The organism is Methylomonas albis (genome assembly GCF_014850955.1).
Lineage (GTDB): Bacteria > Pseudomonadota > Gammaproteobacteria > Methylococcales > Methylomonadaceae > Methylomonas > Methylomonas albis.
In genome coordinates, this window is sequence record NZ_JACXSS010000001.1 from 5,055,501 (window position 1) to 5,076,475 (window position 20,975).

General features: G+C 50.3%; 22 protein-coding genes, 1 other RNA gene and 1 pseudogene. 8 read left to right on the forward strand and 16 right to left on the reverse strand.

Annotated elements, in window-relative coordinates; translation table 11 throughout:
• Positions 1 to 15 precede the first annotated feature (15 nt).
• The 7 genes from EBA_RS22800 to mmoX form a co-directional block, all read right to left on the reverse strand.
• Positions 16 to 372, reverse strand: coding sequence for a hypothetical protein (locus EBA_RS22800; protein WP_225616404.1), 357 nt, complete (start codon positions 370 to 372; stop codon positions 16 to 18).
• 49 nt (positions 373 to 421) lie between these two features.
• Positions 422 to 1,459, reverse strand: coding sequence for an aromatic/alkene monooxygenase hydroxylase FAD-binding subunit MmoC (mmoC, locus tag EBA_RS22805; protein WP_192376870.1), 1,038 nt, complete (start codon positions 1,457 to 1,459; stop codon positions 422 to 424).
• Position 1,460: 1 nt separating this feature from the next.
• The gene (gene mmoD / locus EBA_RS22810) at positions 1,461 to 1,721 is read right to left on the reverse strand and encodes a soluble methane monooxygenase-binding protein MmoD (RefSeq protein ID WP_192376871.1); all 261 of its coding nucleotides are present in this window, start codon (positions 1,719 to 1,721) and stop codon (positions 1,461 to 1,463) included.
• A 213-nt stretch (positions 1,722 to 1,934) separates the two neighbouring features.
• Complete coding sequence (gene mmoZ / locus EBA_RS22815) at positions 1,935 to 2,432, reverse strand: aromatic/alkene monooxygenase hydroxylase subunit gamma (protein WP_192376872.1); 498 nt, start codon at positions 2,430 to 2,432, stop codon at positions 1,935 to 1,937.
• Between the two features lie 9 nt (positions 2,433 to 2,441).
• Positions 2,442 to 2,867 carry a methane monooxygenase regulator MmoB gene (gene mmoB, locus EBA_RS22820; RefSeq protein WP_192376873.1) on the reverse strand — a complete coding sequence of 142 codons (426 nt, stop codon included), beginning with the start codon at positions 2,865 to 2,867 and terminating at the stop codon, positions 2,442 to 2,444.
• Between the two features lie 9 nt (positions 2,868 to 2,876).
• Complete coding sequence (gene mmoY / locus EBA_RS22825; RefSeq protein ID WP_192376874.1) at positions 2,877 to 4,055, reverse strand: aromatic/alkene monooxygenase hydroxylase subunit beta; 1,179 nt, start codon at positions 4,053 to 4,055, stop codon at positions 2,877 to 2,879.
• Between the two features lie 31 nt (positions 4,056 to 4,086).
• Positions 4,087 to 5,670 (reverse strand): aromatic/alkene monooxygenase hydroxylase subunit alpha, encoded by a 1,584-nt coding sequence (mmoX, locus tag EBA_RS22830; RefSeq protein ID WP_192376875.1) that lies wholly within the window; start codon positions 5,668 to 5,670, stop codon positions 4,087 to 4,089.
• Positions 5,671 to 6,030: 360 nt separating this feature from the next.
• On the opposite strand from mmoX, the gene EBA_RS22835 reads away from it, so the two are divergent.
• On the forward strand, positions 6,031 to 6,900 hold the full coding sequence (locus EBA_RS22835; RefSeq protein WP_192376876.1) for a fumarylacetoacetate hydrolase family protein: 870 nt from the start codon (positions 6,031 to 6,033) through the stop codon (positions 6,898 to 6,900).
• A gap of 79 nt (positions 6,901 to 6,979) precedes the next feature.
• Positions 6,980 to 7,441, forward strand: coding sequence for a hypothetical protein (locus tag EBA_RS22840; protein ID WP_192376877.1), 462 nt, complete (start codon positions 6,980 to 6,982; stop codon positions 7,439 to 7,441).
• 26 nt (positions 7,442 to 7,467) lie between these two features.
• Here EBA_RS22840 and EBA_RS22845 read toward each other — a convergent pair whose 3' ends face one another.
• A complete protein-coding gene (locus tag EBA_RS22845; protein WP_192376878.1) occupies positions 7,468 to 9,354 on the reverse strand; it encodes a potassium transporter Kup in 1,887 nt (628 codons plus the stop codon).
• A 224-nt stretch (positions 9,355 to 9,578) separates the two neighbouring features.
• Here EBA_RS22845 and EBA_RS22850 point away from each other — a divergent pair, with 224 nt between their 5' ends.
• From EBA_RS22850 to EBA_RS22860, 3 genes are read left to right on the forward strand one after another with little or no spacing between them, the layout of a single operon-like run.
• Positions 9,579 to 10,370, forward strand: coding sequence for an energy transducer TonB (locus EBA_RS22850; RefSeq protein ID WP_225616405.1), 792 nt, complete (start codon positions 9,579 to 9,581; stop codon positions 10,368 to 10,370).
• 15 nt (positions 10,371 to 10,385) lie between these two features.
• Entirely contained in the window at positions 10,386 to 11,066 is a 681-nt protein-coding gene (locus EBA_RS22855) for a MotA/TolQ/ExbB proton channel family protein (protein WP_192376880.1), read from the forward strand.
• Positions 11,067 to 11,070: 4 nt separating this feature from the next.
• Positions 11,071 to 11,481, forward strand: a complete 411-nt coding sequence (locus tag EBA_RS22860) for an ExbD/TolR family protein (RefSeq protein WP_192376881.1) — start codon at positions 11,071 to 11,073, stop codon at positions 11,479 to 11,481.
• An 87-nt stretch (positions 11,482 to 11,568) separates the two neighbouring features.
• Here the strand turns inward: EBA_RS22860 and rimK are convergent, their stop codons facing one another.
• From rimK to rnpB, 5 genes are all read right to left on the reverse strand, one after another.
• Positions 11,569 to 12,459, reverse strand: a complete 891-nt coding sequence (rimK, locus tag EBA_RS22865; protein ID WP_192376882.1) for a 30S ribosomal protein S6--L-glutamate ligase — start codon at positions 12,457 to 12,459, stop codon at positions 11,569 to 11,571.
• A gap of 18 nt (positions 12,460 to 12,477) precedes the next feature.
• Complete coding sequence (gene mtnC, locus EBA_RS22870) at positions 12,478 to 13,152, reverse strand: acireductone synthase (protein ID WP_192376883.1); 675 nt, start codon at positions 13,150 to 13,152, stop codon at positions 12,478 to 12,480.
• The gene (locus EBA_RS22875; RefSeq protein WP_192376884.1) at positions 13,149 to 13,706 is read right to left on the reverse strand and encodes a 1,2-dihydroxy-3-keto-5-methylthiopentene dioxygenase; all 558 of its coding nucleotides are present in this window, start codon (positions 13,704 to 13,706) and stop codon (positions 13,149 to 13,151) included. The genes mtnC and EBA_RS22875 overlap by 4 nt, the downstream gene beginning before the upstream one ends.
• Positions 13,703 to 14,329 (reverse strand): methylthioribulose 1-phosphate dehydratase, encoded by a 627-nt coding sequence (locus tag EBA_RS22880; protein WP_192376885.1) that lies wholly within the window; start codon positions 14,327 to 14,329, stop codon positions 13,703 to 13,705. Before EBA_RS22880 ends, EBA_RS22875 begins: the two co-directional genes overlap by 4 nt.
• A gap of 37 nt (positions 14,330 to 14,366) precedes the next feature.
• Positions 14,367 to 14,716, reverse strand: an RNA gene (gene rnpB, locus EBA_RS22885) — RNase P RNA component class A.
• Between the two features lie 619 nt (positions 14,717 to 15,335).
• Between rnpB and EBA_RS22890 the strand changes: the two genes are divergently transcribed.
• The 3 genes from EBA_RS22890 (at position 15,336) to EBA_RS22900 (ending at position 16,964) form a co-directional block, all read left to right on the forward strand.
• Positions 15,336 to 15,584 (forward strand): hypothetical protein, encoded by a 249-nt coding sequence (locus EBA_RS22890; RefSeq protein ID WP_192376886.1) that lies wholly within the window; start codon positions 15,336 to 15,338, stop codon positions 15,582 to 15,584.
• A 118-nt stretch (positions 15,585 to 15,702) separates the two neighbouring features.
• Entirely contained in the window at positions 15,703 to 15,939 is a 237-nt protein-coding gene (locus tag EBA_RS22895) for a hypothetical protein (RefSeq protein WP_192376887.1), read from the forward strand.
• Between the two features lie 368 nt (positions 15,940 to 16,307).
• Positions 16,308 to 16,964 carry a UPF0149 family protein gene (locus EBA_RS22900; protein ID WP_192376888.1) on the forward strand — a complete coding sequence of 219 codons (657 nt, stop codon included), beginning with the start codon at positions 16,308 to 16,310 and terminating at the stop codon, positions 16,962 to 16,964.
• A gap of 497 nt (positions 16,965 to 17,461) precedes the next feature.
• On the opposite strand, the pseudogene EBA_RS22905 reads toward EBA_RS22900, so the two are convergent.
• The 3 genes and pseudogenes from EBA_RS22905 to guaA all read right to left on the reverse strand — a co-directional run.
• A pseudogene (locus tag EBA_RS22905) lies at positions 17,462 to 18,156 on the reverse strand (IS5 family transposase); the annotation flags it as partial.
• A 499-nt stretch (positions 18,157 to 18,655) separates the two neighbouring features.
• A complete protein-coding gene (locus tag EBA_RS22910) occupies positions 18,656 to 19,060 on the reverse strand; it encodes an Arm DNA-binding domain-containing protein (protein ID WP_456085610.1) in 405 nt (134 codons plus the stop codon).
• A 320-nt stretch (positions 19,061 to 19,380) separates the two neighbouring features.
• The gene (gene guaA, locus EBA_RS22915; RefSeq protein WP_192376890.1) at positions 19,381 to 20,967 is read right to left on the reverse strand and encodes a glutamine-hydrolyzing GMP synthase; all 1,587 of its coding nucleotides are present in this window, start codon (positions 20,965 to 20,967) and stop codon (positions 19,381 to 19,383) included.
• Positions 20,968 to 20,975 lie beyond the last annotated feature (8 nt).

Here is a 20,975-nt window from a genome sequence, read left to right on the forward strand (position 1 = left end):
ACGTCTCTATCGTTTTTATAGATGTGAATTTAATTTCATCAAGGTTTGCCCGACTTGGGCACGGGTTTGACGAGCACGTTTGGAATTTGCCCAGATACGGATAAGCGTTTTGTCCCAGTAGTCCATGCTCCGCTTAAAGTCCGCGTCTTCCTCAGCAGTTAACTCTTGATTCCAGAACTCCTTTAATTCCTGAACCCTGGCAGGTCCTAACTTTTCCAGAATTTCCTGTTCGTCTATCACCAGTTTTCTTATAGTTTCATCCAGTTGAACAGCCATGTCTGCAAGAAACTCTACATCATCGGCTTTCATAATTGCCTCAGCATCGTTGCGCTTTTTCGGCATGGAAAAAAGCTGTTTTAATTTAGCAAACAAGCGTGCCGAGCATAGATACAACGGCGCAGCACCTCATTTGCCAGTGGCATTACGACGACCCGCTAGGCAGGAATTTTTCAAGATAGATGCGTTCCTTGGGTATCCCCATTTCGGCACACACCGCAAAGGTTGCGTCGACCATGCCAGGCGGCCCGCACAGGTATAAATCCGGCTTGGCACCGGTATCCTGCAAATCGCGGCGCAGGATGTCCACCACACTGCCTTTTTCACAATGCCAATCATCCGAACATTTCCAAACGCAGTTTCTTAGTTCTAACGTCGGCATTTGCGCGGCTAATTGATTCAACTCATCCAGATGGAAAATTTCGGCTTCGGTATTGACGCCGAAATAGATGATGCACTTTTGCGGTTCTTCCCATTCCTGCATCCGCCGCACCATCGACAATATCGGCGCCAGACCGGTACCGCCGGCTACAAAATAGCGCGGGGTAAAGCCGTTTTCTTTCAAGCCGAAAATGCCCGACGGACCTTTGACATGCAATCTCTGCCCCACTTTGGCATCATTTTTCAAATACTCTGAAAATTTGCCACCGTCGACGACGCGAATCAAAAATTCCAAATCACCAGTTTTATTGGCGGTGTTAGCCGGTGAATAGGAGCGGGTTATCGTGGTGCCGGGTATTTCCAGATCAAAAAATTGCCCTGACTCGAATTTAATGGTTTTGTCGTCGCCCGTGCGCCGAAGCAAAAACTTCATGACGTTGATGGAGATTTGCGACAACTCAAGTACTTCCGCTTCAAACATCATACCTTCGGGCGAAAATGAAATTCTGTCGTAGGTATAAGGCACTTCAACGTCTAAATCGGTCGTAGGATAGCAACGGCATAACAGGACTTCCCCGGCTTCCTCTTCTTCATACGGCAATGCCTGCGAACTGCATTTACCCAAAACATAATCGCCTTCCGCACAAAAACCTTTGCAAGTCGCGCAACCGCCTTCCCGGCAGGATGACATCAAATAGATGTCCTGTCGCACGGCGGCGGTGATGACGTCCTCGTCTTCGTAACACTCAAAACAAAGGGATTCACCATCTTGGGTAATAATTTTAATTTGATGGGTACTCATGTCATTCTCCATGAGACTGGCTTTTGGTCGACACGCTAAAAAAAGCCAGAACATGATCAACTGCGCGCTTTGAAGCATCCAGGGTTAAGGAACAACCCTCCTGGACCAGCTTTTGGTCACGATAGATGGTCCAGCGCCACATAAACTCCAGATCTTCAGTAAAAGCTGTATAGGGTTCGATGTCGTATAGCGTGGTGAGATTGTCGGCTTCACTCGGAAAAGCGGGCGTTACCGCCGACTTAAAATTAGAGAAAAAATCCATAATACTGACTTCTAGTTAGTGGTTCGTTGTAACGACGTTTGCAAACATGCACATAGGTTTCCCGCGTGACTGCGTAAGAGCCTTTCGGATTTGGCAAACATTCGGTTTGGGGTGTAAAGGAATCGCCACACTTCCAGCGTGGCGATTCGCAATATGCCACCCCCTCATCCCGCACAGTAAAACAGGGCAGGGGGTGACAATCCTGTCGGGCGATTACTGCAAGGTAATCACTTTCACGCCCCGTTTTTTACGCAATTCCTCTAACGGTAAGGCGTAGTAGTCGGTGTTACGCAGTTCCATCAACTTGTTACCCAATTGGCGATCGGTGTCCAAAAACACATTGACCGGCATGACAGGCGGCTTGCAGGCCAATCTGAAGTTGATATGAATACGCTCTGCTTCATACATATCCTCGCAGGCCGCCATTTTGGCGAGAGCTTCGTTGGCAACTTGCTGGGCATTGGCGCCGCAGCTGCAATTGTTGAGAAGCTGGTTGTCGTTGAATTCCTTATGTTTCAATAGCGCCAGCTTCTCTTCAGTTTTCAGCTCTATCCAGAGGCCATCCAATTCCAGCGACCAGTCGGTTTTAAACGGGCTCATGTGCTTGGCACGAAAGTCGGTCAAGAAAGCATGCGCTTTCGCCACAGTGTCCAGTGTCGCAATTTTTGTCATCCAGGCGTTGCGAGTAGGATTATCGTGAATATTTGCCATTGTTATCCCCTATGCTGCGGCTAAGTCTTTCAGTTTGACGTCAAGACCCATCAATTCAGATGTGATGGTAAAGGTTTCGCCCAAGGTGTAGGCGCGGCCGATAGTGGATGAAACATCCACCAACAGGTCATACACGCTGTAGTGTTTGCCTAGTAACTCGGAGACTTCAACACAGTCGATCTCGATCTTGCCTGTCGCTTTCAACCACCAGAATCCGGCCCGATCTTCCACCACCAGCGTGGGGTTGTCCGCTTTGTGAGAGCCCAGCAAAATTTCTTCGACCACGGTGTTGAGTTCATCGGATTTTTTCAAGACTAGTACCACTTCGTGGCTTTCATGCACGACCTGGTTATCTTCGGCGAAGTACTCATCGGCAAAGGCTTTGCCGGTTTTTTGCATAATGCCAGCGTTGTAAGCATTTGAACTTTTCGACATAATATTTCCTTATTTGAGTCCGCTTAACACGGTTTTGACGAGGGCGGCGGTATCCACTTTGTAGTTGATCGGATCGGCGAAATCGCGTTTCCAATCGGCAAATACCCGAACCAGCGCCGCTTCAATCGCTGCTTTGTCGCTGACGCCTTTGATTTCCGGAATGGTGGCGTAAATAGCCATGAAGTCTTTCAGTGCGTTGACTGTTCTAGGTAGCCATTTATCGGCCCAAGCGCGCATCAACCGGTTGTTGTAATCGCCAAACTCAACGTCGGCACCCAGACAGGTATGGAACATGTCGGTGGTAATGCCTTTAGTTTGCGAGAAATACAACTGCATTTGGTTGATAAAGAACGGTGTCAAGTTGTCGCCGTAATATGACGACAAGCGCAGAAAGAATTCTCTACGCACAAATTGCCCGAAGATAGGGTCGCAAATCATATGGCCGGAGAACAAAATTTCGTTCCAGTCATAAGTTGCTTGCCAAATATCTTGCACCAATTCTCTAGCGCCTTTGAAAATAGTGCCTTTCGTCCATTCCTGTTTTGGAACATCGGTGGACTCGGGGAAGCCCGGCACCAATTTAGACAAAAAGGTTCTCTCCGCTTGAATCATTTGCGCGTTGTCGACCTTGTCCAGACCGATCATGGCGCTGCTCATGCGCAGTGTGTCGCCCAGACAATCACGGACCACGGAGGAATGCGAATTGAACAAGCCATACTCGTAAAAGCCGAAAGCACCCAGATAATCGCCCAACACTTCATCACGCCAAACCGGATCGATCGAACGCACATGACCATCAGCAGAATAGGCTTTCAGAAAGCGGTCGGTATAACGCCATTCTTCGGCTTTATCCTTAACATACAGCGCGTGCCAGCGGAAAGCCGGATCGCGATGCGCCAGCCAATCCGAGCTGCGCATTTCGGTGGATTCATTACTCCAGGATGGCCGGCCACCGTGGAATTTTTGGGTCCAGTCGCCCCAGTCCAAGCCGCCAGGAATCCAGTCCGGTGTCGGCTGGCTATAGCAACACAACACTTCATATTCATTAATCCGCTTACCGCGCGGTTTCATGAAATAGTTCATTTTACGTTGGGTTTCTAACGGCTTGTCGGGCACGGCGGCCATGATTTTAGCGGCAATTTCCGGGTCGGTCAGACCACGTCTTCCACCATTCACTTCTATAGACATAAGCAGGTTTCCTTAACAATTGTTGAAATGATTACAGGGCTTTCAATGGATCCGAAAACACGCAATTAATCTTTTTGATGTCATCCAGCGTCCACAACTTGCCGTCTTTGTTGGTGTGTGGCTGACTGATCAGCGTTTTGCCGTCGCTACGCACACCAAAGCCTTCGGCAATCACATCGGATAACTCGCGGCCTTCGTATTGTTCAAAGATGTTTTGGCACTCATAACGCTCAGGTTCTGACAGCCACATTCTTTCGCCCCATTGGTCGCTGAAGGAATGTTTTTTGCCGTTGAATTCCAGAACGCGTAGCGTGCTTTCACCTTTGCAATAGCTTGGGCAGAAAGGTACTTGCGAAACACGGTCGATATAGATCGGATGGTTGTTTTCGATGAACCACTGGATAGGCAGGAAGCCGCTGCTTGGATCTTCGCAACCGCGGGCACGCCATTCGTCATAGACTTTGCCATACATGTCGTACCAGCCTGGATAGTTGGCTTCATACCAATCAGCTTCTTCCTGTGTTGGCAGGCTCAAACGGAAAAAGCCAGTGGGCCACAAGGCATAAGCAATCAAGAACAAGTCGTGATGTGCCCAGTAAGCGTCTTTTTTGGCATCGCGCAAGCTACGTGGCGATTCGACGCCGTATTTGCCTAGACGACCAATCCAAATACCGCCCCAATCTTCGTACACCCAACGGTTCCAGGTTTTAACCCAAGGTTCCACTTTGAAATGGCTGCCGTATTCGAACATCATGCCCAATACCGGTGTGAAGTATTTTTGTTGGGTCCAGAAGGCGTTGTTCAGGTCGGTGTTCAGGTATTTGGAAGCCGCTTCGTCGTTGGCGATGGATACCACGGTTTGATAACCGTTAGCCATGTGGCGCAACTCATCGGTTTCGATGGACAGGAACACAGTTGGCGTCATTTCGTCGCCATTGGCAGACGCCCACTCTGTTACCGCCACGATCAATGGATTGGTAAAACAGGCTTCACCGACCAACTGCAGATTGATGGAACATTCCACCGCGTCTCCGGAAATAAAACCATCGGAAAACACCCGTTTCATGCCTTTCCACAATGGGCCTATGGCACGCGTGCGACGGGCATCGTTATGACCGGCAGCGTCTTGGCCTTGTTTGGCAAAGTAGTAGTTGATGTACGCGCATTGGTTAGTGTGGCGAATTTCGTCTAACACTTGGCCCAAGTAACCATTTTTTTGCTCGGGAGCAGTCGCAGAATCCCACAACATACCGGTCGCGGCAATCGCGTTGTATTCACCCACTTCCAGGAAATTGGAGATGACTTTCATCGACTCATTCCATTTCGGATGGACGCGGTTGGCAGCGTCTACCCGCGTCAACACGTCTTGCAAACTACCGAATTGACGTTCGTCCTTTACCGATTCCATACGCGCATATTCTTTAGCGATCAGCTTGAATTGCTCTTTGGTATCGTTGGCCATTTTGTATTTGGTCGAATATTTGGTTCGATTTTTATCAAAATCCCACGTAAAACTCTGCATCCATCTATGAACCTCCTGTGCTCCTACGCTGACTGGCGCGGGATTCGCCGCCAATGCATCAGTTGCGGCTTTTGTAGCAGTACTTATCGCCATGATTGTTCCTCGTTGTGCTGTTATAAGAATAAAAGAGGCCAGCGCCATTCAGTAGTCAGGTGCTTTCCTGCCTGCCGTCTGTAACAGGTTTCTTCGTCTGGAGTGGCGCCAGCCTCGCTGCCTTGAGAGCAACATACGTACCAAAACGAGCCTATTAAAAAAAACAGCGTTATAACAATGAGATAGGATTTATTTTTGACTGGGAGAGCGATTCAGGAATAGGGATTTAGGTGTCCAATAAATCGACACTGACTATAAATGAAACGTCTATTCCTGGTTTTTGCAGTAAACGGCGACCGAGTGTTTGCCGGCAATAGGTCTGAGCTACAATGCCGTTTTTTGTAATCGAGTGACTTGGGAATGAAACTGGCGACATTTAGCTATAAGGGCCAAATCCGCATCGGCGCGGTACTTGGTGATGCTGTGGTAACGGGAAACGGCGAACTGCCGAACAACATGCTAGATTTTCTGGCGGCGGGCGCTCAGGCATTATCGACGATGCAAACCCTGATCGACTCCGGCGCGCCGCGTATTCCACTGGCCGAGGTGACACTGCTGGCGCCAATTCCGCGTCCCGGCAAATTGCTGGGTGTTGGGTTAAATTACGCCGACCACATTGGTGAAACCGGCCTGGAAAAACCGGAATATCCAACTTTTTTTACCAAGCAAAGCACTTGCGTCATCGCTGACGGCGAAGCGATTCATGTGCCGCCCGTGTCCGACAAAGTGGATTACGAGGGTGAGCTGGCATTCGTGATCGGGAAGCGTTGTAAACATGTACCGGTCGAACAGGCACATGACGTGATAGCCGCTTACACCATTTGCAACGATGTGACGGTACGCGACTGGCAACAGCGCACCCCAACCTGGACCTTGGGCAAATCCTTCGATACGCATGGCCCGCTGGGGCCGTGGTTGGTCACCGCTGACGAAATCGCCGATCCCCATAATCTGGGCCTAAAAACTTGGGTGGACGAGGAGTTGCGGCAAAACGGCAATACCAGCGAGATGATTTTTAATTGTTACGAGTTGATCGCCTATCTGACACAAGTGATGACACTGGAGCCTGGCGATGTAATCAGTACCGGCACGCCGGCAGGAGTGGGTGTGAAGATGAAGCCGCGCGGTTATCTGAAACCGGGGCAAACGGTGCGCATCGAGATAGAAGGCCTGGGCTCGCTGAGCAATCCGGTAATTGCCGAGCCGGAACATTTTCTGGTCGCCGGATGACGTTAAGCATGGATTAAGCCTGCCTCGGCTACGCTAAGCCCAACTTCACATTAGAGGGCCAACCAGCCAAGAGGCAGTCATGAAAACCATACAAGTCGCCATTCTCACCATCGCCGCGTTAACCCTGTCGGGCTGCGCGACCGGCTCTTATCAGCGTGACTCTGTAGGTTACGGCGGTGACTATTCGTCGCCTAGCTATTACCAAAGCTATGGGCGTAGTTATTCCCGCCCGAGTACCAGTATTACCTATGGCCGGTACTCTGTGCAGCCGAGTTATCGCCCCGAGCATCACGGTGATGAACATCATGGTTGGAGCGCGCCCGTGCCGCACTTTGGACGTCACGATGGCGGACACGGTGGCTGGCAAAACAGGGATATGGGTCAGCGGGAGTTTAGGCATGAACAGCATGCCGAGCAATCACCGCGCCAGGAGCGGGCTATGCCGGAACAGCACGAACAGGGTTTCGGTAGGAGCGGCAACGGTGGCGATCACCAACAACACGGCGGCTGGGGCGGTCATCATGGCAGACGCGGCGACTAGCCTTGTCGCGCCATTCAGTTAGTGGCCTACAATTCGATGCGAATCCCCAGTTCGATCACGCGTTCGACGGGGATTTTGAAATACTCGATGGCACTGGTAGAGTTATGCGTTAAGAAGCTGAACAAGGAGCGCCGCCATTTCGGCATCGGGCTTTTGCGGCGGAACGAGAGTTTCTCGCTACCGATAAAAAACGACACGGTTTTTTGATCGATAACCAAACCTTCATGACAGCAAAGTTGCAGGGCGCGGCGCACGTCCTGCTCCTCTTGAAAGCCAAAATATAGTTTCACCCGATAAAAATTGCCGCTATCGCCAAACATGCGGATTTTCACCCGATGGGCTTCGTCGATATAAGGCTCTTCGCGCGTCACGATGGTCAATACGATCAGCTTTTCGTGCATCACATGATTATGTTCCAAATTATGTAATAACACCTGCGGTACGCCATGTACACTACGAGCCATGTAAATCGCAGTGCCAGGCACGGTCACCAACGGGCGATCCCGCAAACGTTGCTCCAACTCCTCGAACAGCACCCGTTTTTCGTCCAAATACCTGGCCAATAACTCCTTCCCTCTAATCCAGGTGGTCATGATCAAAAACAACACCGCGCCGACTACCAATGGCAGCCAGCCGCCATGAGGGATTTTCAGGCTGTTCGAAGATAAGAACAGCAGGTCGATAATTAAAAATATCGATAGGAAAGTGATACTCGTGGGTTTATTCCATTGCCATAGTGCCTGGATCACGATAAAGGCCAGGATGGTATCGACGATCATCGTACCAGTCACCGCAATGCCGTAAGCCGATGCCAATGCGGACGACGATCTAAAACTCAACACTAAAATAAATACCGAGACCATCAGCAACCAATTGACGGCAGGTAAATAGACTTGGCCCATTTCGTCGCCCGAAGTGTGGCGGATATTCATCCTGGGGCAGTAACCGAGCTGGATGGCTTGCCGGGTTACCGAAAAAGCCCCGGAAATCACGGCTTGCGAGGCGATTACGGTGGACAGTGTCGCCAGAATCAGCAGTGGATACATGGCCCAATGTGGCGCCATTAAATAAAACGGATTTTCGACGGCCTGGGGATTGCCAATCAGCAAAGCCCCTTGGCCGAAGTAGTTCAACAATAAAGCCGGAAACACGAAACTAAACCAGGCTAAGCGAATCGGTTTCAAGCCGAAATGGCCCATATCTGCATATAGCGCTTCCGCACCGGTTATCGCCAACACCACCGAGCCCATGATTAAAAAGCCCTTCCAGCCCAATTCGAACAATAAACTGATTGCATAGCAGGGGTTAACGGCCATCAATACATCCGGGTGTTGGACGATATTGACGGCTCCCAAAAGACCGAGCGTGGCAAACCAGAAACACATGATGGGCGCGAACATTCTGCCGACTTTGCCGGTACCTTTGGTCTGGATAATGAACAGCGCGCTGAGCACCGCGATGGTAATCGGCAACACGTAGTGATCAAGACGCGGCGCCACGATTTGCAAACCTTCCACGGCGCTGAGTACCGAAATGGCCGGCGTAATCATGCTGTCGCCATAAAACAAAGAGGCTCCCAGCAAACCAATGGTGACGATAAAAGCCTTACGCGTCGGATTATCCTTGGAGCCTTGCAGCGCCAACGCCATCAAAGCCATGATGCCGCCTTCTCCCTTGTTGTCGGCACGCATGATAAAAATCGCGTATTTGGTAGTCACCACCAAGGTGATGGCCCAAAACATCAAGGAAAGCACCCCAAGCACATGGGTAGCATCGGTAGGCAAGCCGCCGTGAAACACCTCTTTCACCGCATACAGCGGACTGGTACCGATGTCCCCAAACACCACGCCTATCGCACTTAAAGCCAGTGTATTGACTTGTCCCTGGGTATGAACGGATTGTTTTTCGGGCATATGGAATAAATCGGAGATACAGACGGGAAGGGAAATTATGCCATAAATTGTAATTTAGCCCGAAATCGTCGTCGACCAGTGGGGATTTTAACGGCTGAAACGTCTTAGTTAAGATTGGTTAGTTCGTGTTCTTTCCTGTAAGGACGGCTGTCGCGCTAGGACGTATTAATTTACAATACCCGGCTAAATTCGAATCGCGCTTAATTTTGTATTCAACAGTTTATATGTATTTATTTAAAAACCACGAGGATGCTTTGCAAAATAACGAGTTAGCGTCATTCGGCGGTTACCTGCCTACAGTGGCAAGCGGTCACGGTTCTTTTTGGCAGACGCTGTTAGGGGAAGAACGACCCTCCAGCATGCTGAGGTTGTTAGCCTTACTGGTATTCTTGCTGCATCTTTGGGGTTTGCAGCAGTTATTGAAACCCGAGGAAAAAGTCACCCCGGCGCAGCCGTTGACGATGGAAGTATCGATGATAGCGATATCCGCGCCAAAACCCAGCGTGGCCCCGCCACCTCCAGCACCGCCACCGCCCGAGAAAAAGCCGCCGCCGAAAAAGCCGGAGCCAAAGCCGGTACCGAAGAAAGCGCCGCCCATCGTGCAAAAAGCGCCGGAATATGCGCCGGTTGAGCCTGTTTCCGAGCCGCAGCCGACACCGGTAACCAGTACAGCGAGCAGTACATCGGTAACGAGTACGACGACCAGCACTACCGCAACCAACGCCGAGCAGTTTACCGAAGCTAATTTTCGAGCCAACTACGCCCACAACCCCAAGCCGGAATATCCGATGATTGCTAAAAGCCGAGGCTGGCAGGGCAAGGTGATGTTACGGGTGCAGGTGTCGCCGGAAGGCTTGAGCGATTCGGTGGCGGTTGAGCGCAGTAGTGGCCACGAGATGCTTGACGAATCGGCGGTGGAAGCCGTGAAAAAATGGAAATTCATTCCGGCCAAACGCGGCGAAACGCCGGTGGCCAGTTCGGTGATTGTGCCAATAATTTTTACTTTGCGTGAATAAAAATCGGAGAGATTAATGCCCTACCATATAGCCCCGGAAGCGGTTATCAACGCTACCCTTTACACATTGCTGGTGTTTTCGTTGATAACGTGGACTTTGATTTTTTTCAAAATATGGCAGTTTGCCAAGAATAATTATTATAACAAACAATACGACAGCGCTTTTTGGGACACGACCGATTTAAAAGCCGCCGAGCAACTACCCGCCGAAACCGCGCGTGGCCCCAAAGCCCGCGTCGCTGCCTGCGGCTTTGCCTGGTTGGCGGAAATGACACATCCGGAGACCTGCACCAGCCTGAAGTTTCGCGGTTCTCCACAAGATTTACTGGAACAAACATTACGTAAACAGACGCAGGATGAGCAACGCCGGATGGAAGGCGGCTTAACCATGCTGGCCAGCATCGGCAGCACGGCGCCATTCGTCGGCCTATTCGGTACCGTACTTGGCATTATGCATGCCATGCACGATATTAGCGCTAGCGGTTCCGCCAGTTTGGACGTGGTTGCCGGGCCGATAGGCGATGCTTTAATTGCTACCGCGATCGGTATTGCCGTAGCCGTACCGGCAGTGTTGGCCTATAATTTTTTCCAGCGTCGCGCCAAGCACCATCGGGCTTCGCTGGAAAATTTCGTCGATGGTTTTCTACATATCGCCTTCGGCGACTCATACAACAATACCAGTAAAAACAAGGATTAATTACATGGGATTTAAAACAAACTCAGACGACGATGGGCCGGTTAGCGAAATTAATGTTACGCCGCTGGTAGATGTGATGTTGGTGCTGGTGATTATTTTATTGGTCACTGCGCCTCTGTTGACCCAATCGGTCAATGTAGCCTTACCGAAAACGGCTTCTACTACACCAGATATGGAAAAACAGCCCATGCAACTCGGTATCGATGCGCTAGGCGGCGTGACACTGAATAAAAATGCTGTGGCCGATTTAACGGCGTTGGATACTACGCTAAGAAATGAATTGGCCGGCAACCCCGAGCTAATCATTCACATTTATGCCGATCAAGGCGTGAATTACGGCAAGGTTGCCGAAGTAATGGCTACGGTGCAGCACGCCGGCATTTCCAAACTGGCATTTGTGACGCTGGAAAAATAGTCAATATCGACAGGGATCTGCTTACCCTACCCACGGTCTACCCCCCGACCGCTCTAACTATTCAGTTTACTCAATCCGGGTTACCGATTACCCGGATTTATTTTTACCTATATTCTTTTCAATATATTCGATCATCAAGCCGGCAATATCCTTGTCGCTGGTCTTTTCTATGCCTTCCAAACCAGGTGAGGAATTGACTTCCATCACCAGCGGTCCGCGTTTGGAACGCAGCAAATCCACACCGCAGACATTTAAGCCCATGATTTTGGCGGCTCGTACTGCAGTCGAGCGTTCTTGCGGAGTCAGCCTGACCAGCGTGGCCGTGCCGCCACGATGCAGATTGGAACGAAACTCGCCTTCGCGGCCTTGCCGCTTCATCGCCGAAACCACCTTGTCGCCGACCACAAAGCAGCGGATGTCGCTGCCGGCTGCTTCCTGAATGAATTCCTGCACCATGATGTTTGCATTAAGCCCCATGAAGGCCTGAATCACGCTATGCGCGGCGTTATGGGTTTCCGCCAATACCACGCCTATGCCTTGCGAACCTTCCACCAGTTTGATCACCAGCGGCGCGCCGCCGACTTCGGCGATTAGATCTTCGATATTATCCGGATTGTGGGCGAACGCGGTAATCGGCAGATCGATACCCTTGCGCGCCAGCAACTGGCTGGAAGCCAGTTTGTCGCGGGAACGGCTGATCGATGCGGAAGTATTGAGGACAAAGGTATTCATTACCTCAAACTGTCGCAACACCGCCGTCCCGTAAAAGGTGATAGACGCGCCGATGCGGGGAATTACCGCGTCGTAACCTACCAGATTTTCGCCCATGTAATGGATAGACGGCTTCATCGAGGTGATGTTCATGTAACAATGGGTCGGATCGAATATCCTGGCCTCATGGCCGCGGGCGGTGGCGGCCTCCAACAGCCGGACGCTGGAATACAGCGTCGCGTCGCGCGACAGGATCGCTATTTTCATAGGCGAATAACGCCGCGTTTACAGATGAATGCCGTCAAAATCGCTGACCTGAACATGCGCGGCGCCGGTATCCAGCACCTGCTCGCGCACCAGCCAGCAAGTCGCCAAGCCTGCCAGGCGAGCGGCGTCCAGTTCATCCTTTATATCCGACAAAAACAGAATTTGTTCGGCCGGTAAACCCAGCTCGGCAGCAATACGTTCATAGGAAATGGCTTCCTTCTTACCGCCAATGAGGGTATCGAAGTAACCGGAAAACATTGGCGTAAGGTCGCCGTAGTCGCTATGTCCGAACAGTAGCTTTTGCGCCTGTACTGAGCCCGAGGAATAGACATACAGCTTATAACCCTGGCCAAACCAGTTTCTTAAATTACGCACAGCATCTTCGTAAACATGGCCGGTGAAATCGCCATTGCGATAGCCTTCCTGCCAGATCAAGCCCTGTAAGGATTTCAATGGCGTAATTTTTTGATCGGTATCGATCCAGTGAATGAATCGCGCGATCAGAGCGTCTTCATCCTGCTCGCCGCCGGCAATTTGCTTGGCCTCGGCCAATAATGGCTTGATCTCGGCTTGCTCTCGATGACGTCTCACAAAATCCGGTAAGCGAGCGCGGGCATACGGAAACAACACAGCTTTCACAAAGGATAGCGACGACGTCGTTCCTTCAATATCGGTGACAATGGCTTTGATCATAACGTTGTCAGATAGTGATCCAGGGTCGGAAAGCGTTCGGCAATCGGATTGCCGGTAAACTCCGCCACCCAGCCGTCTTCGGTGGTGAACAGGCGAACGCACTTAAATGCCGGGGTTTCGCCCATGTCGAACCAATGCGTGGTATTGGCAGGCACGCTAATCAGATCGCCCTGCTCGCACAGCACCGCATAGACTTGATCGCCGACATGCAGATAAAACAAGCCCCGACCTTCCACGAAAAAGCGCACTTCGAAGTCGCTGTGGGTATGCTCGGATAAAAACTTTTGTCGCAATGCGTCTTTATTAGGATGGTCCGCATTCAAACTGATCACATCCACCGACTGAAAACCGTATTGCCGCTTGAGTTTGTCTATCGAGCTTTGATAGCCCTTTAAAACCGCCTCTGCATCGTCCGCCGCCGAAAACTCGCAATCGGCCTCCCAGCGTTCAAACTGGACGCCGATGCCTTGCAGTTGCGCGGCAATATCTGCAAAGTCTCGAAAAGTAGTGCCTTGTTGTGGTTTATCGGCAGGGTAAAGGGTTAGTGCGCTCATAGTCTTGTTACTCCATGTAGGCGAATTTCAACGTCGAATAAAAATTCCAGTGCTTCCAGGTGGCGCAAGGCATCGTCGACCGACGCGCCCCAAGTATAAAAACCGTGGCCGGCAATAATATAGCCGTAAACGTCATGAGTGTGATGGTCCAGGTAGTTTTCCACCTTGCCGGCCAATCTGGGAATGTCCTGATCGTTGCCGAAAATGGGGATGGCGATGCGGGTCTCATGGGTATTGATGCCGGTAAACGCTTTGAGCAGCTCGTAATCCTTCAGCACGATTTCATTTTTAAACAAACGCGCCGTCAACGTGGCGTTGATCGAATGCGGGTGCAATACCGCCTGAACGTCCGGAAAACGTTGATAAATCGAGGTATGCAAGAGCGTTTCCGCCGACGGCTTCTTGCCGTCCAGGGAACGGCCTTTGCTGTCGATCAACATGATATCGTCGGCTTGCAAGCGGCCTTTATGCCGGCCGGACACAGTGATAGCAATATTGCCGTCGCTGAGTTTGGCGGAGAAATTGCCGCTGGTGGCGGGCACCCAGCCCTTGCTGTCGATGAAGCGGCCGGCGGCAATCAACTGATCTGCCTTGCGGAAAAATTCGTCGGTTTTTACAGTCATGGAATATTTTGCGGATTGCAAAAGAAAAGAAGAGAAGAGAAAGAGTTGGCCTGTAAGCCGGGTTCTGTCTTGAACAGCCATTCATCTAGGCGTCAGATCACTCTGACGCTCAAGCAATCTACCCAGGAGCAGCGCGGGCCACGCCAATGCTCCTCTATTTGATCTTGCTCCGGGTGGGGTTTACCCTGCCACACCTGTTACCAGTTGCGCGGTGCGCTCTTACCGCACCATTTCACCCTTACCGGGTTCCGAAAAACCAGGCGGTATATTTTCTGCGGCACTTTCCGTAGGCTCGCGCCTCCCAGGCATTACCTGGCACCCTGCCCTATGGAGCCCGGACTTTCCTCCCTTTTATTTGCATAAAACGGCGACTGTTCGGCCAACTCTGGTGAGGATTATACAGGCAATGCCGGGAAATAGGGGTAATTGCACGCGACGTTTACCGAGAATGGAGAGACATTGAATGATTTGGACTCGATGAAAGCTAGCCGCGATGGTTTGAGATTGAGAAATCTTCACCTGACGATTCGACCTCACGCTGCTCAAAAAAGAGACAAACTATTCTCGATGCTGTCGCATTCGGCCAATAAGCTACATTCAATATTTCTAAAAGCTGTCAGTCCAACCCTTTCTCAGTGCGCTTCTATAAATGATGAATATCTATCATGTTGGCTTGAAAATTTTCGGGAAACTTCAGCTGTATTAAGTTTAGGCGTTTTATTTATCGACAGTCGTACAAAAGATATACACTCGCCTTCTTTTTCGCTCACTTGCAAAAATAAACCAGCCCGCTAATCAATCACTTAAGACAGGCCATGCCGCGATGGTTTTATGGCATATTTACTGCTTATAATGAAATTAGCTTTATCGGCGCCGGTAGATAATTACTCCCTTTAATATGCGTAGTTCTGGCTTTCTTTAGCAGATAAAGTTCTAAGCATCACTGGAATTATTCGAATCTGGAACAAGGTGTAGCTAATACTAATTAATACTATAGGAGGTCACCATGAAACTTTTACTAGGGACTGGTTTAGTGAGCTTAAGCCTAGCATCGCCAATTTGCGCAGAAACTTATCCTGCCGCGTATTTTCAACCTAAAATAATTTACAGCGCGGACCAAGCAGAAAGTCAGAATATCTCATCAAAGCTGAAAAAAGCCGAAGACATGGCCGAATATGACCCGAAATATCCCGCAGCAAATTTTCGGCCCAAAGTAATCTATCTCAGTCCGAATCCATCCGCCAGTGATCGATAAGCTAGTTATCTACTATCAATCCGTTTTAAATTTTTACCTATATAAAATGTTGTACGCCAATAATACCGATATAGCCGATATTGAGCTTGAGATCAGACAAGAATCGCAGAAAAGCTTAATGAAATTAATAGACGCGGAAAAAAAGTTAATAGCCAAAATCGGCGAAAAACGCGTAGCCGAATTACGGCGTTATTCTCAAAAATGCCTGTCGTCGCCGGAACAAGAGGCCTTCAAAAGAAAACTGGATCACGACGATAAAAAATTAACCTGGATTTGGTTTCGCTTAAAGCGTATTCGATATACAAACGACCGTAGCCAACAGCAATCAGCGTCCGTTGATCGCCGTGCAAATTAGCTTATTACGCAACCGTTCGCCGAATGGACTTGTGTTAAGCGAAGTAGCCGAAGCCGGGCAAATTGACTAACTTCGACTCCGCCCGGCAAGCGGTTTATCTTGTGTATAGGCTATTAATTTACTGGCAGGCGCTGTCCCCTCAGGCCCCAAGCCATTCAAATCCTGACGAACGCAGGATAATTTGGCCATCGATTCGACCTAGTTTTCCCGAACTCAGCCGAAGGCATACTAAGAGCACATTAACGTAACCGTAGACGTCCAATGACTAATTGGCTTTGTGCGTTTGCAAAGATAACGGGTTACGGGACTTTAGGAACAGCTTTACAAATTGATCAAAACCCATAACTTCTTACATAAAAATTAGCCCCATGATCTACAACACCGCCTTAGATAACTTACTACACTCGTTAGATAGATGCGTCGAGCCGGCGCTTCATTTAAACAAAGCGGGCTTAAACGGGTTTTTCCACGCACTTACTATTACCCCTTGCATTATCGATCCGTCGGAATGGATGGCGGAACTATTTCTGGGACAAAAGCCTAAGTTGACTAACAGTCAAGTGAAAAACTTGAAAAAGGCCGTGATTGCAACAGTCAAAGCAAGCAATAAATTGTTAATAAACAACCAACTTAGCTTTCCCTACCATTTTTCCGAGTTAAGTAACGATGCTTTGAATGAGGTTTGGCATTGGTGTTACGGCTTCTTGCGCGGTATTAATCTGCGTTGGTCTTTTTGGCAAAGTGGCATCATCGCCAATGAAACCGGTCAAACCCACGATGTAGTAAAAGCCAGTGTAAACATAATCACCGCCTTGGTAACAGAGGATGTCAATTTCTTAGATAATCTGGAATTACTTAGATCTCAACTCGCCGCGAAGCATAATGCGCCGCCTAACGACGAGTATATTCTTGCGGAAGTATTTCAAACATTGCCATCGGCTTATGAGTGTCTGCGGATATTTGCGGAGACGATGGCTAGACGCTTACAAACGTATGGAGCAACTAACACCGAAGCAGCCCGTTAATAATCACGGAGTTTAGCGTTTGTGACTCCCGCTAAGACGGGAGCCACAAACGACTGAACTAGTGAGATTTAGGGCCGTAGGGTGGATAAGCGAAGCGCCATCCACCTATTTAAAACTCTTCTATTCCATGGCGGATGACGCTTCGCTTATCCACCCTACAATTGTTGCTATTTGAATGGCCGATTTAAATTTCAAACCGGTATCAAGATTAAATATACCAACTTCCGCTTACGGCCGACCTCTATTCTCCCCATCATTGTAATTCCAAATACAACGAGTAGATCGTGGCCTGCAAAAAGGGTCTGCCGAAACCTGTCCCGACAAACCCTTAACAGGCTGTTGAAATTTGCCGTCATACTTTCGGTTTCGACGCGATATTTTGAAGCGCCGGGTGGTCTGGAAGCCCGATTAGGCCTCAAAAACCGGTTTTAGCCGGTTATATTCGCCCCGAGAGGGGTTAAATTCCGCCTTTTGGCGGCTTTCAGGCGCACGACTGCCTAGGCGTTGCTGTAACGCCAGCCGAAAATGGCGCCCATTCGCGTTAAGTTATAAGCCGCAAAAGTAAAAATCGTTTGCGCAGCGATTTTCTTCAAGCCCCGGAAATGGGTTTGCCGTAGCGGGCCTACGGTCTTGGCCCAGCCGAAGACTTCCTCGATCCGCTTGCGGGTTTTGAGGTTTTTGCGGTAACCGTCGTGCCTAGTGGTACGGCCGTCAATGGCCGAGCCTTTGTTCTTGCTGGCGACATGCGGGGTGACTTTGCGTCGGCATAGCTTGCCCACGAAATCCGCTGTATCGTAGTTTTTGTCGGCGCCCAAGGTGGCGCCAGGTTTACTGATCGTGCGCTTGACCATGGTTTCGGCCGCCTCACGCTCTGCTGTGCCAGTGGCCTGGGTAACTTCGACGTCGACCACCAGACCGTTGCGGTTTTCCATCAAGGCATGGCCTAGAAATGCTAGCTGAGATTTGTCGCCTTCGCTCTTTTTGTACAGCCGGGCATCGGGATCGGTGGTCGATGCATGGGTGTCGTTGCTGCGTTTTTCGCCCTTGAAGTTGACGGTGGGATTGCGTCCACCGTCTTCCGGGGCGGGGTCGAGCCGTCCTTTTTGACGAAACTTTTGTGCGAAGCCCAGGCCTGAATCAGCGTACCGTCCACGGAAAAATGCTCGTCGGACAGCAACTTTTTCCACTCCGCCAAGGCCAGTACCCCCCCGCGTCAAAATAGTTGTCGCCTCAAATTTTTATAACCTTTTAAATTTGAGATAAAACAAGAGCGCCAGCATTTTTCGGTAAAGCTGAAATGGGTCCCATCCGATTTCAGCGCGAAAAATTTGCTGGCAGTTTATGCCTTCGGCGGCCCCGATTCGTCCGCGTCACCTCATTTCGACCCAACAGGGGGTCGAAACATCGGCTCTCGCATGACTTGACGCCGTGTCGCGATGCCTTGCAGGTTTTCTCCGCTTCGCTGCGAAAACCCGCCCAGCGCTACGGCTATCGGGGACTAAAAATCTTCACTTCGCTATCGCTCCGTTTCCAAGATTTTCAGCGCCGGCCCAACGCCATGCTGGATTGGACGAGGCGCTATTGAATCAACGCAAATCGCTCTATGAAGACGCCCGCCGCCAAAATCCGCGACGATGGAGCCAAAACACTCGGAATTGGAACAGAGTCCATACCGTGCACTTAAATCCGGATCATGCCGAAACCCAAAACAACTCGCCCCAGGAGGTCGTGAATCCCGACAAAATAGCCGCATAAAATTTTATATTGAGGCGACAACTAGCTTGAAATTTTCCGGCTGCAAAGGTTTCAGCCCCTTTCACTCGCGCCTTATCACGAGCCTTTTCCTTGGCTGGCGACTTCCCATTGGCGACCACCCGCTTGGCGTCACCAAGTCGCTCACGGGCTTCTGCCAAGGTGATGCCACCAACACCGTAGCGACCAAAGGTGATCGTCTCTTGCCTACCATTGATCGAATAGTTGTAACGGAATGAGATGGAGCCGGCAGGGGTAATAGCCACATATAGGCCATCCCGGTCATTCACCTTATAGAGTTTGTCCCTCGACTTGAGGTTGCGCAGCTTGGTGTCGGTCAGCAAGAGTCTTATCCTTATTTAAGTTCGATACCATACTGAAAAATCACCTAAAAATTAGGTAAAAATACCAATAAAAACATTTATTTATAATATTCTGATGCCATGAAAGCATAGAATCAAGGAGCATGGTATCGGCTATTACTCACGGCATCATGACTTGATAATACCACCTTGAATACCACACGCAAGTGGTGCTTCCCGCTGCTAAAAGTTGCCAGACAATGCAAAACACAAAAACAAAAACAAAAACAAAAAAGCCCATTAAAACATGGGCTTATTGGTTATTTGTTGCCAGTTAGTGCCTTCTAGTGCCTAACGCGTGATCATTCCCACTCTATCGTAGCCGGTGGTTTGCCGGAGATGTCGTAGGTGACGCGAGAAATACCCGCCACTTCATTGATGATTCGGCGTGAAATCAAATCCAAAAAGTCATATGGCAGATGCGCCCAGCGGGCAGTCATAAAGTCTATGGTTTCCACCGCGCGAATGGCGATGACATAGTCGTATTTGCGACCATCGCCCATCACGCCGACCGATTTAACCGGCAGGAATACCGCGAAGGCTTGGCTGACTTTGTGATATAGGTCGTGACGATACAATTCTTCAATGAAAATGGCATCGGCCTGGCGCAGTAAATCGGCATATTGTTTTTTGACTTCGCCGAGGATGCGCACACCCAGGCCGGGGCCGGGGAAGGGGTGGCGATGGATCATGTCGGCTGGCAAGCCTAGTTCCAAGCCAAGCTTACGCACTTCGTCCTTGAACAGTTCGCGCAAGGGTTCGACTAATTTCAGCTTCATGTTTTCCGGCAGGCCGCCGACGTTGTGGTGCGATTTGATCAGGTGCGCTTTGCCGCTTTTGGCGCCAGCTGATTCAATGACGTCCGGATAAATGGTACCTTGCGCCAGCCACTTGGCATCCGTGAGTTTGACCGCTTCTTCGTCGAAGATGTCCACGAACAATCCGCCGATGATTTTGCGTTTTTGCTCAGGATCGTTAATCCCAGCCAACGCTGCTAAATAGCGTTGTTCGGCATCGACGCGAATCACTTTGATGCCCATGTGCTGCGCAAACATCGCCATCACCTGATCGCCTTCATGCAATCGTAGCAAACCGGTATCGACGAAGACGCAGCTTAGTTGGTCGCCAATAGCGCGATGTAACAGCGCGGCAACTACTGAGGAATCAACGCCACCGGATAAGCCCAGGATAACTTGATCGTTGCCGACTTTTTCGCGCACGGCAGTGATGCTGTCTTCGATGATATTGCTGGCATTCCACAACGCTAGGCAGCCGCAAATTTCCAATACGAAACGGCTCAAAATCCGCCCACCCTGCTTGGTATGGGTGACTTCCGGATGGAATTGCAGCGCGTAAAAATTCTTGTCTTCGTCGGCGATGCCGGCAATCGGCGCACCGTCGGAGCTGGCGATCAACTTAAAACCGGTGGGCAATTCGACGACGCGGTCACCGTGGCTCATCCATACATCCAGCAGCCCAAAACCTTCCGGCGAGGCATGGTCTTCGATATTTAACAATAACTTGGAATGGCCGCGAGCGCGAATCTGCGCATAGCCGAATTCGCGGTGATCAGATGATTCCACCTTGCCTCCCAACTGCTCGGCCATGGTTTGCATGCCGTAGCAAATTCCCAGTACCGGCACGCCCAATTCAAAAACGATCTGCGGTGCGCGCGGCGTGTCGCTGCTGGTCACGGTTTCCGGGCCACCGGACAGGATGATGCCTTTCGGAGCGAAATTTTTGACTTCCTCTGCGCTGCAATCGCAGGAATAAATCTCGCAATACACGCCAATTTCGCGGATGCGGCGGGCGATCAATTGCGTATATTGTGATCCGAAATCGAGGATCAGAATCTTGTCGGAGTGGATGTTGGTCGCGTGGGATGACATGACGGAAA

Coding starts and splice junctions, on each gene's coding strand:
- mmoC (WP_192376870.1), bottom strand. CDS start 1,459: ATGAGTACCCATCAAATTAAAATTATTACCCAAGATGGTGAATCCCTT.
- mmoD (WP_192376871.1), bottom strand. CDS start 1,721: ATGGATTTTTTCTCTAATTTTAAGTCGGCGGTAACGCCCGCTTTTCCG.
- mmoZ (WP_192376872.1), bottom strand. CDS start 2,432: ATGGCAAATATTCACGATAATCCTACTCGCAACGCCTGGATGACAAAA.
- mmoB (WP_192376873.1), bottom strand. CDS start 2,867: ATGTCGAAAAGTTCAAATGCTTACAACGCTGGCATTATGCAAAAAACC.
- mmoY (WP_192376874.1), bottom strand. CDS start 4,055: ATGTCTATAGAAGTGAATGGTGGAAGACGTGGTCTGACCGACCCGGAA.
- mmoX (WP_192376875.1), bottom strand. CDS start 5,670: ATGGCGATAAGTACTGCTACAAAAGCCGCAACTGATGCATTGGCGGCG.
- EBA_RS22835 (WP_192376876.1), top strand. CDS start 6,031: ATGAAACTGGCGACATTTAGCTATAAGGGCCAAATCCGCATCGGCGCG.
- EBA_RS22840 (WP_192376877.1), top strand. CDS start 6,980: ATGAAAACCATACAAGTCGCCATTCTCACCATCGCCGCGTTAACCCTG.
- EBA_RS22845 (WP_192376878.1), bottom strand. CDS start 9,354: ATGCCCGAAAAACAATCCGTTCATACCCAGGGACAAGTCAATACACTG.
- EBA_RS22850 (WP_225616405.1), top strand. CDS start 9,579: ATGTATTTATTTAAAAACCACGAGGATGCTTTGCAAAATAACGAGTTA.
- EBA_RS22855 (WP_192376880.1), top strand. CDS start 10,386: ATGCCCTACCATATAGCCCCGGAAGCGGTTATCAACGCTACCCTTTAC.
- EBA_RS22860 (WP_192376881.1), top strand. CDS start 11,071: ATGGGATTTAAAACAAACTCAGACGACGATGGGCCGGTTAGCGAAATT.
- rimK (WP_192376882.1), bottom strand. CDS start 12,459: ATGAAAATAGCGATCCTGTCGCGCGACGCGACGCTGTATTCCAGCGTC.
- mtnC (WP_192376883.1), bottom strand. CDS start 13,152: ATGATCAAAGCCATTGTCACCGATATTGAAGGAACGACGTCGTCGCTA.
- EBA_RS22875 (WP_192376884.1), bottom strand. CDS start 13,706: ATGAGCGCACTAACCCTTTACCCTGCCGATAAACCACAACAAGGCACT.
- EBA_RS22880 (WP_192376885.1), bottom strand. CDS start 14,329: ATGACTGTAAAAACCGACGAATTTTTCCGCAAGGCAGATCAGTTGATT.
- EBA_RS22890 (WP_192376886.1), top strand. CDS start 15,336: ATGAAACTTTTACTAGGGACTGGTTTAGTGAGCTTAAGCCTAGCATCG.
- EBA_RS22895 (WP_192376887.1), top strand. CDS start 15,703: ATGAAATTAATAGACGCGGAAAAAAAGTTAATAGCCAAAATCGGCGAA.
- EBA_RS22900 (WP_192376888.1), top strand. CDS start 16,308: ATGATCTACAACACCGCCTTAGATAACTTACTACACTCGTTAGATAGA.
- guaA (WP_192376890.1), bottom strand. CDS start 20,967: ATGTCATCCCACGCGACCAACATCCACTCCGACAAGATTCTGATCCTC.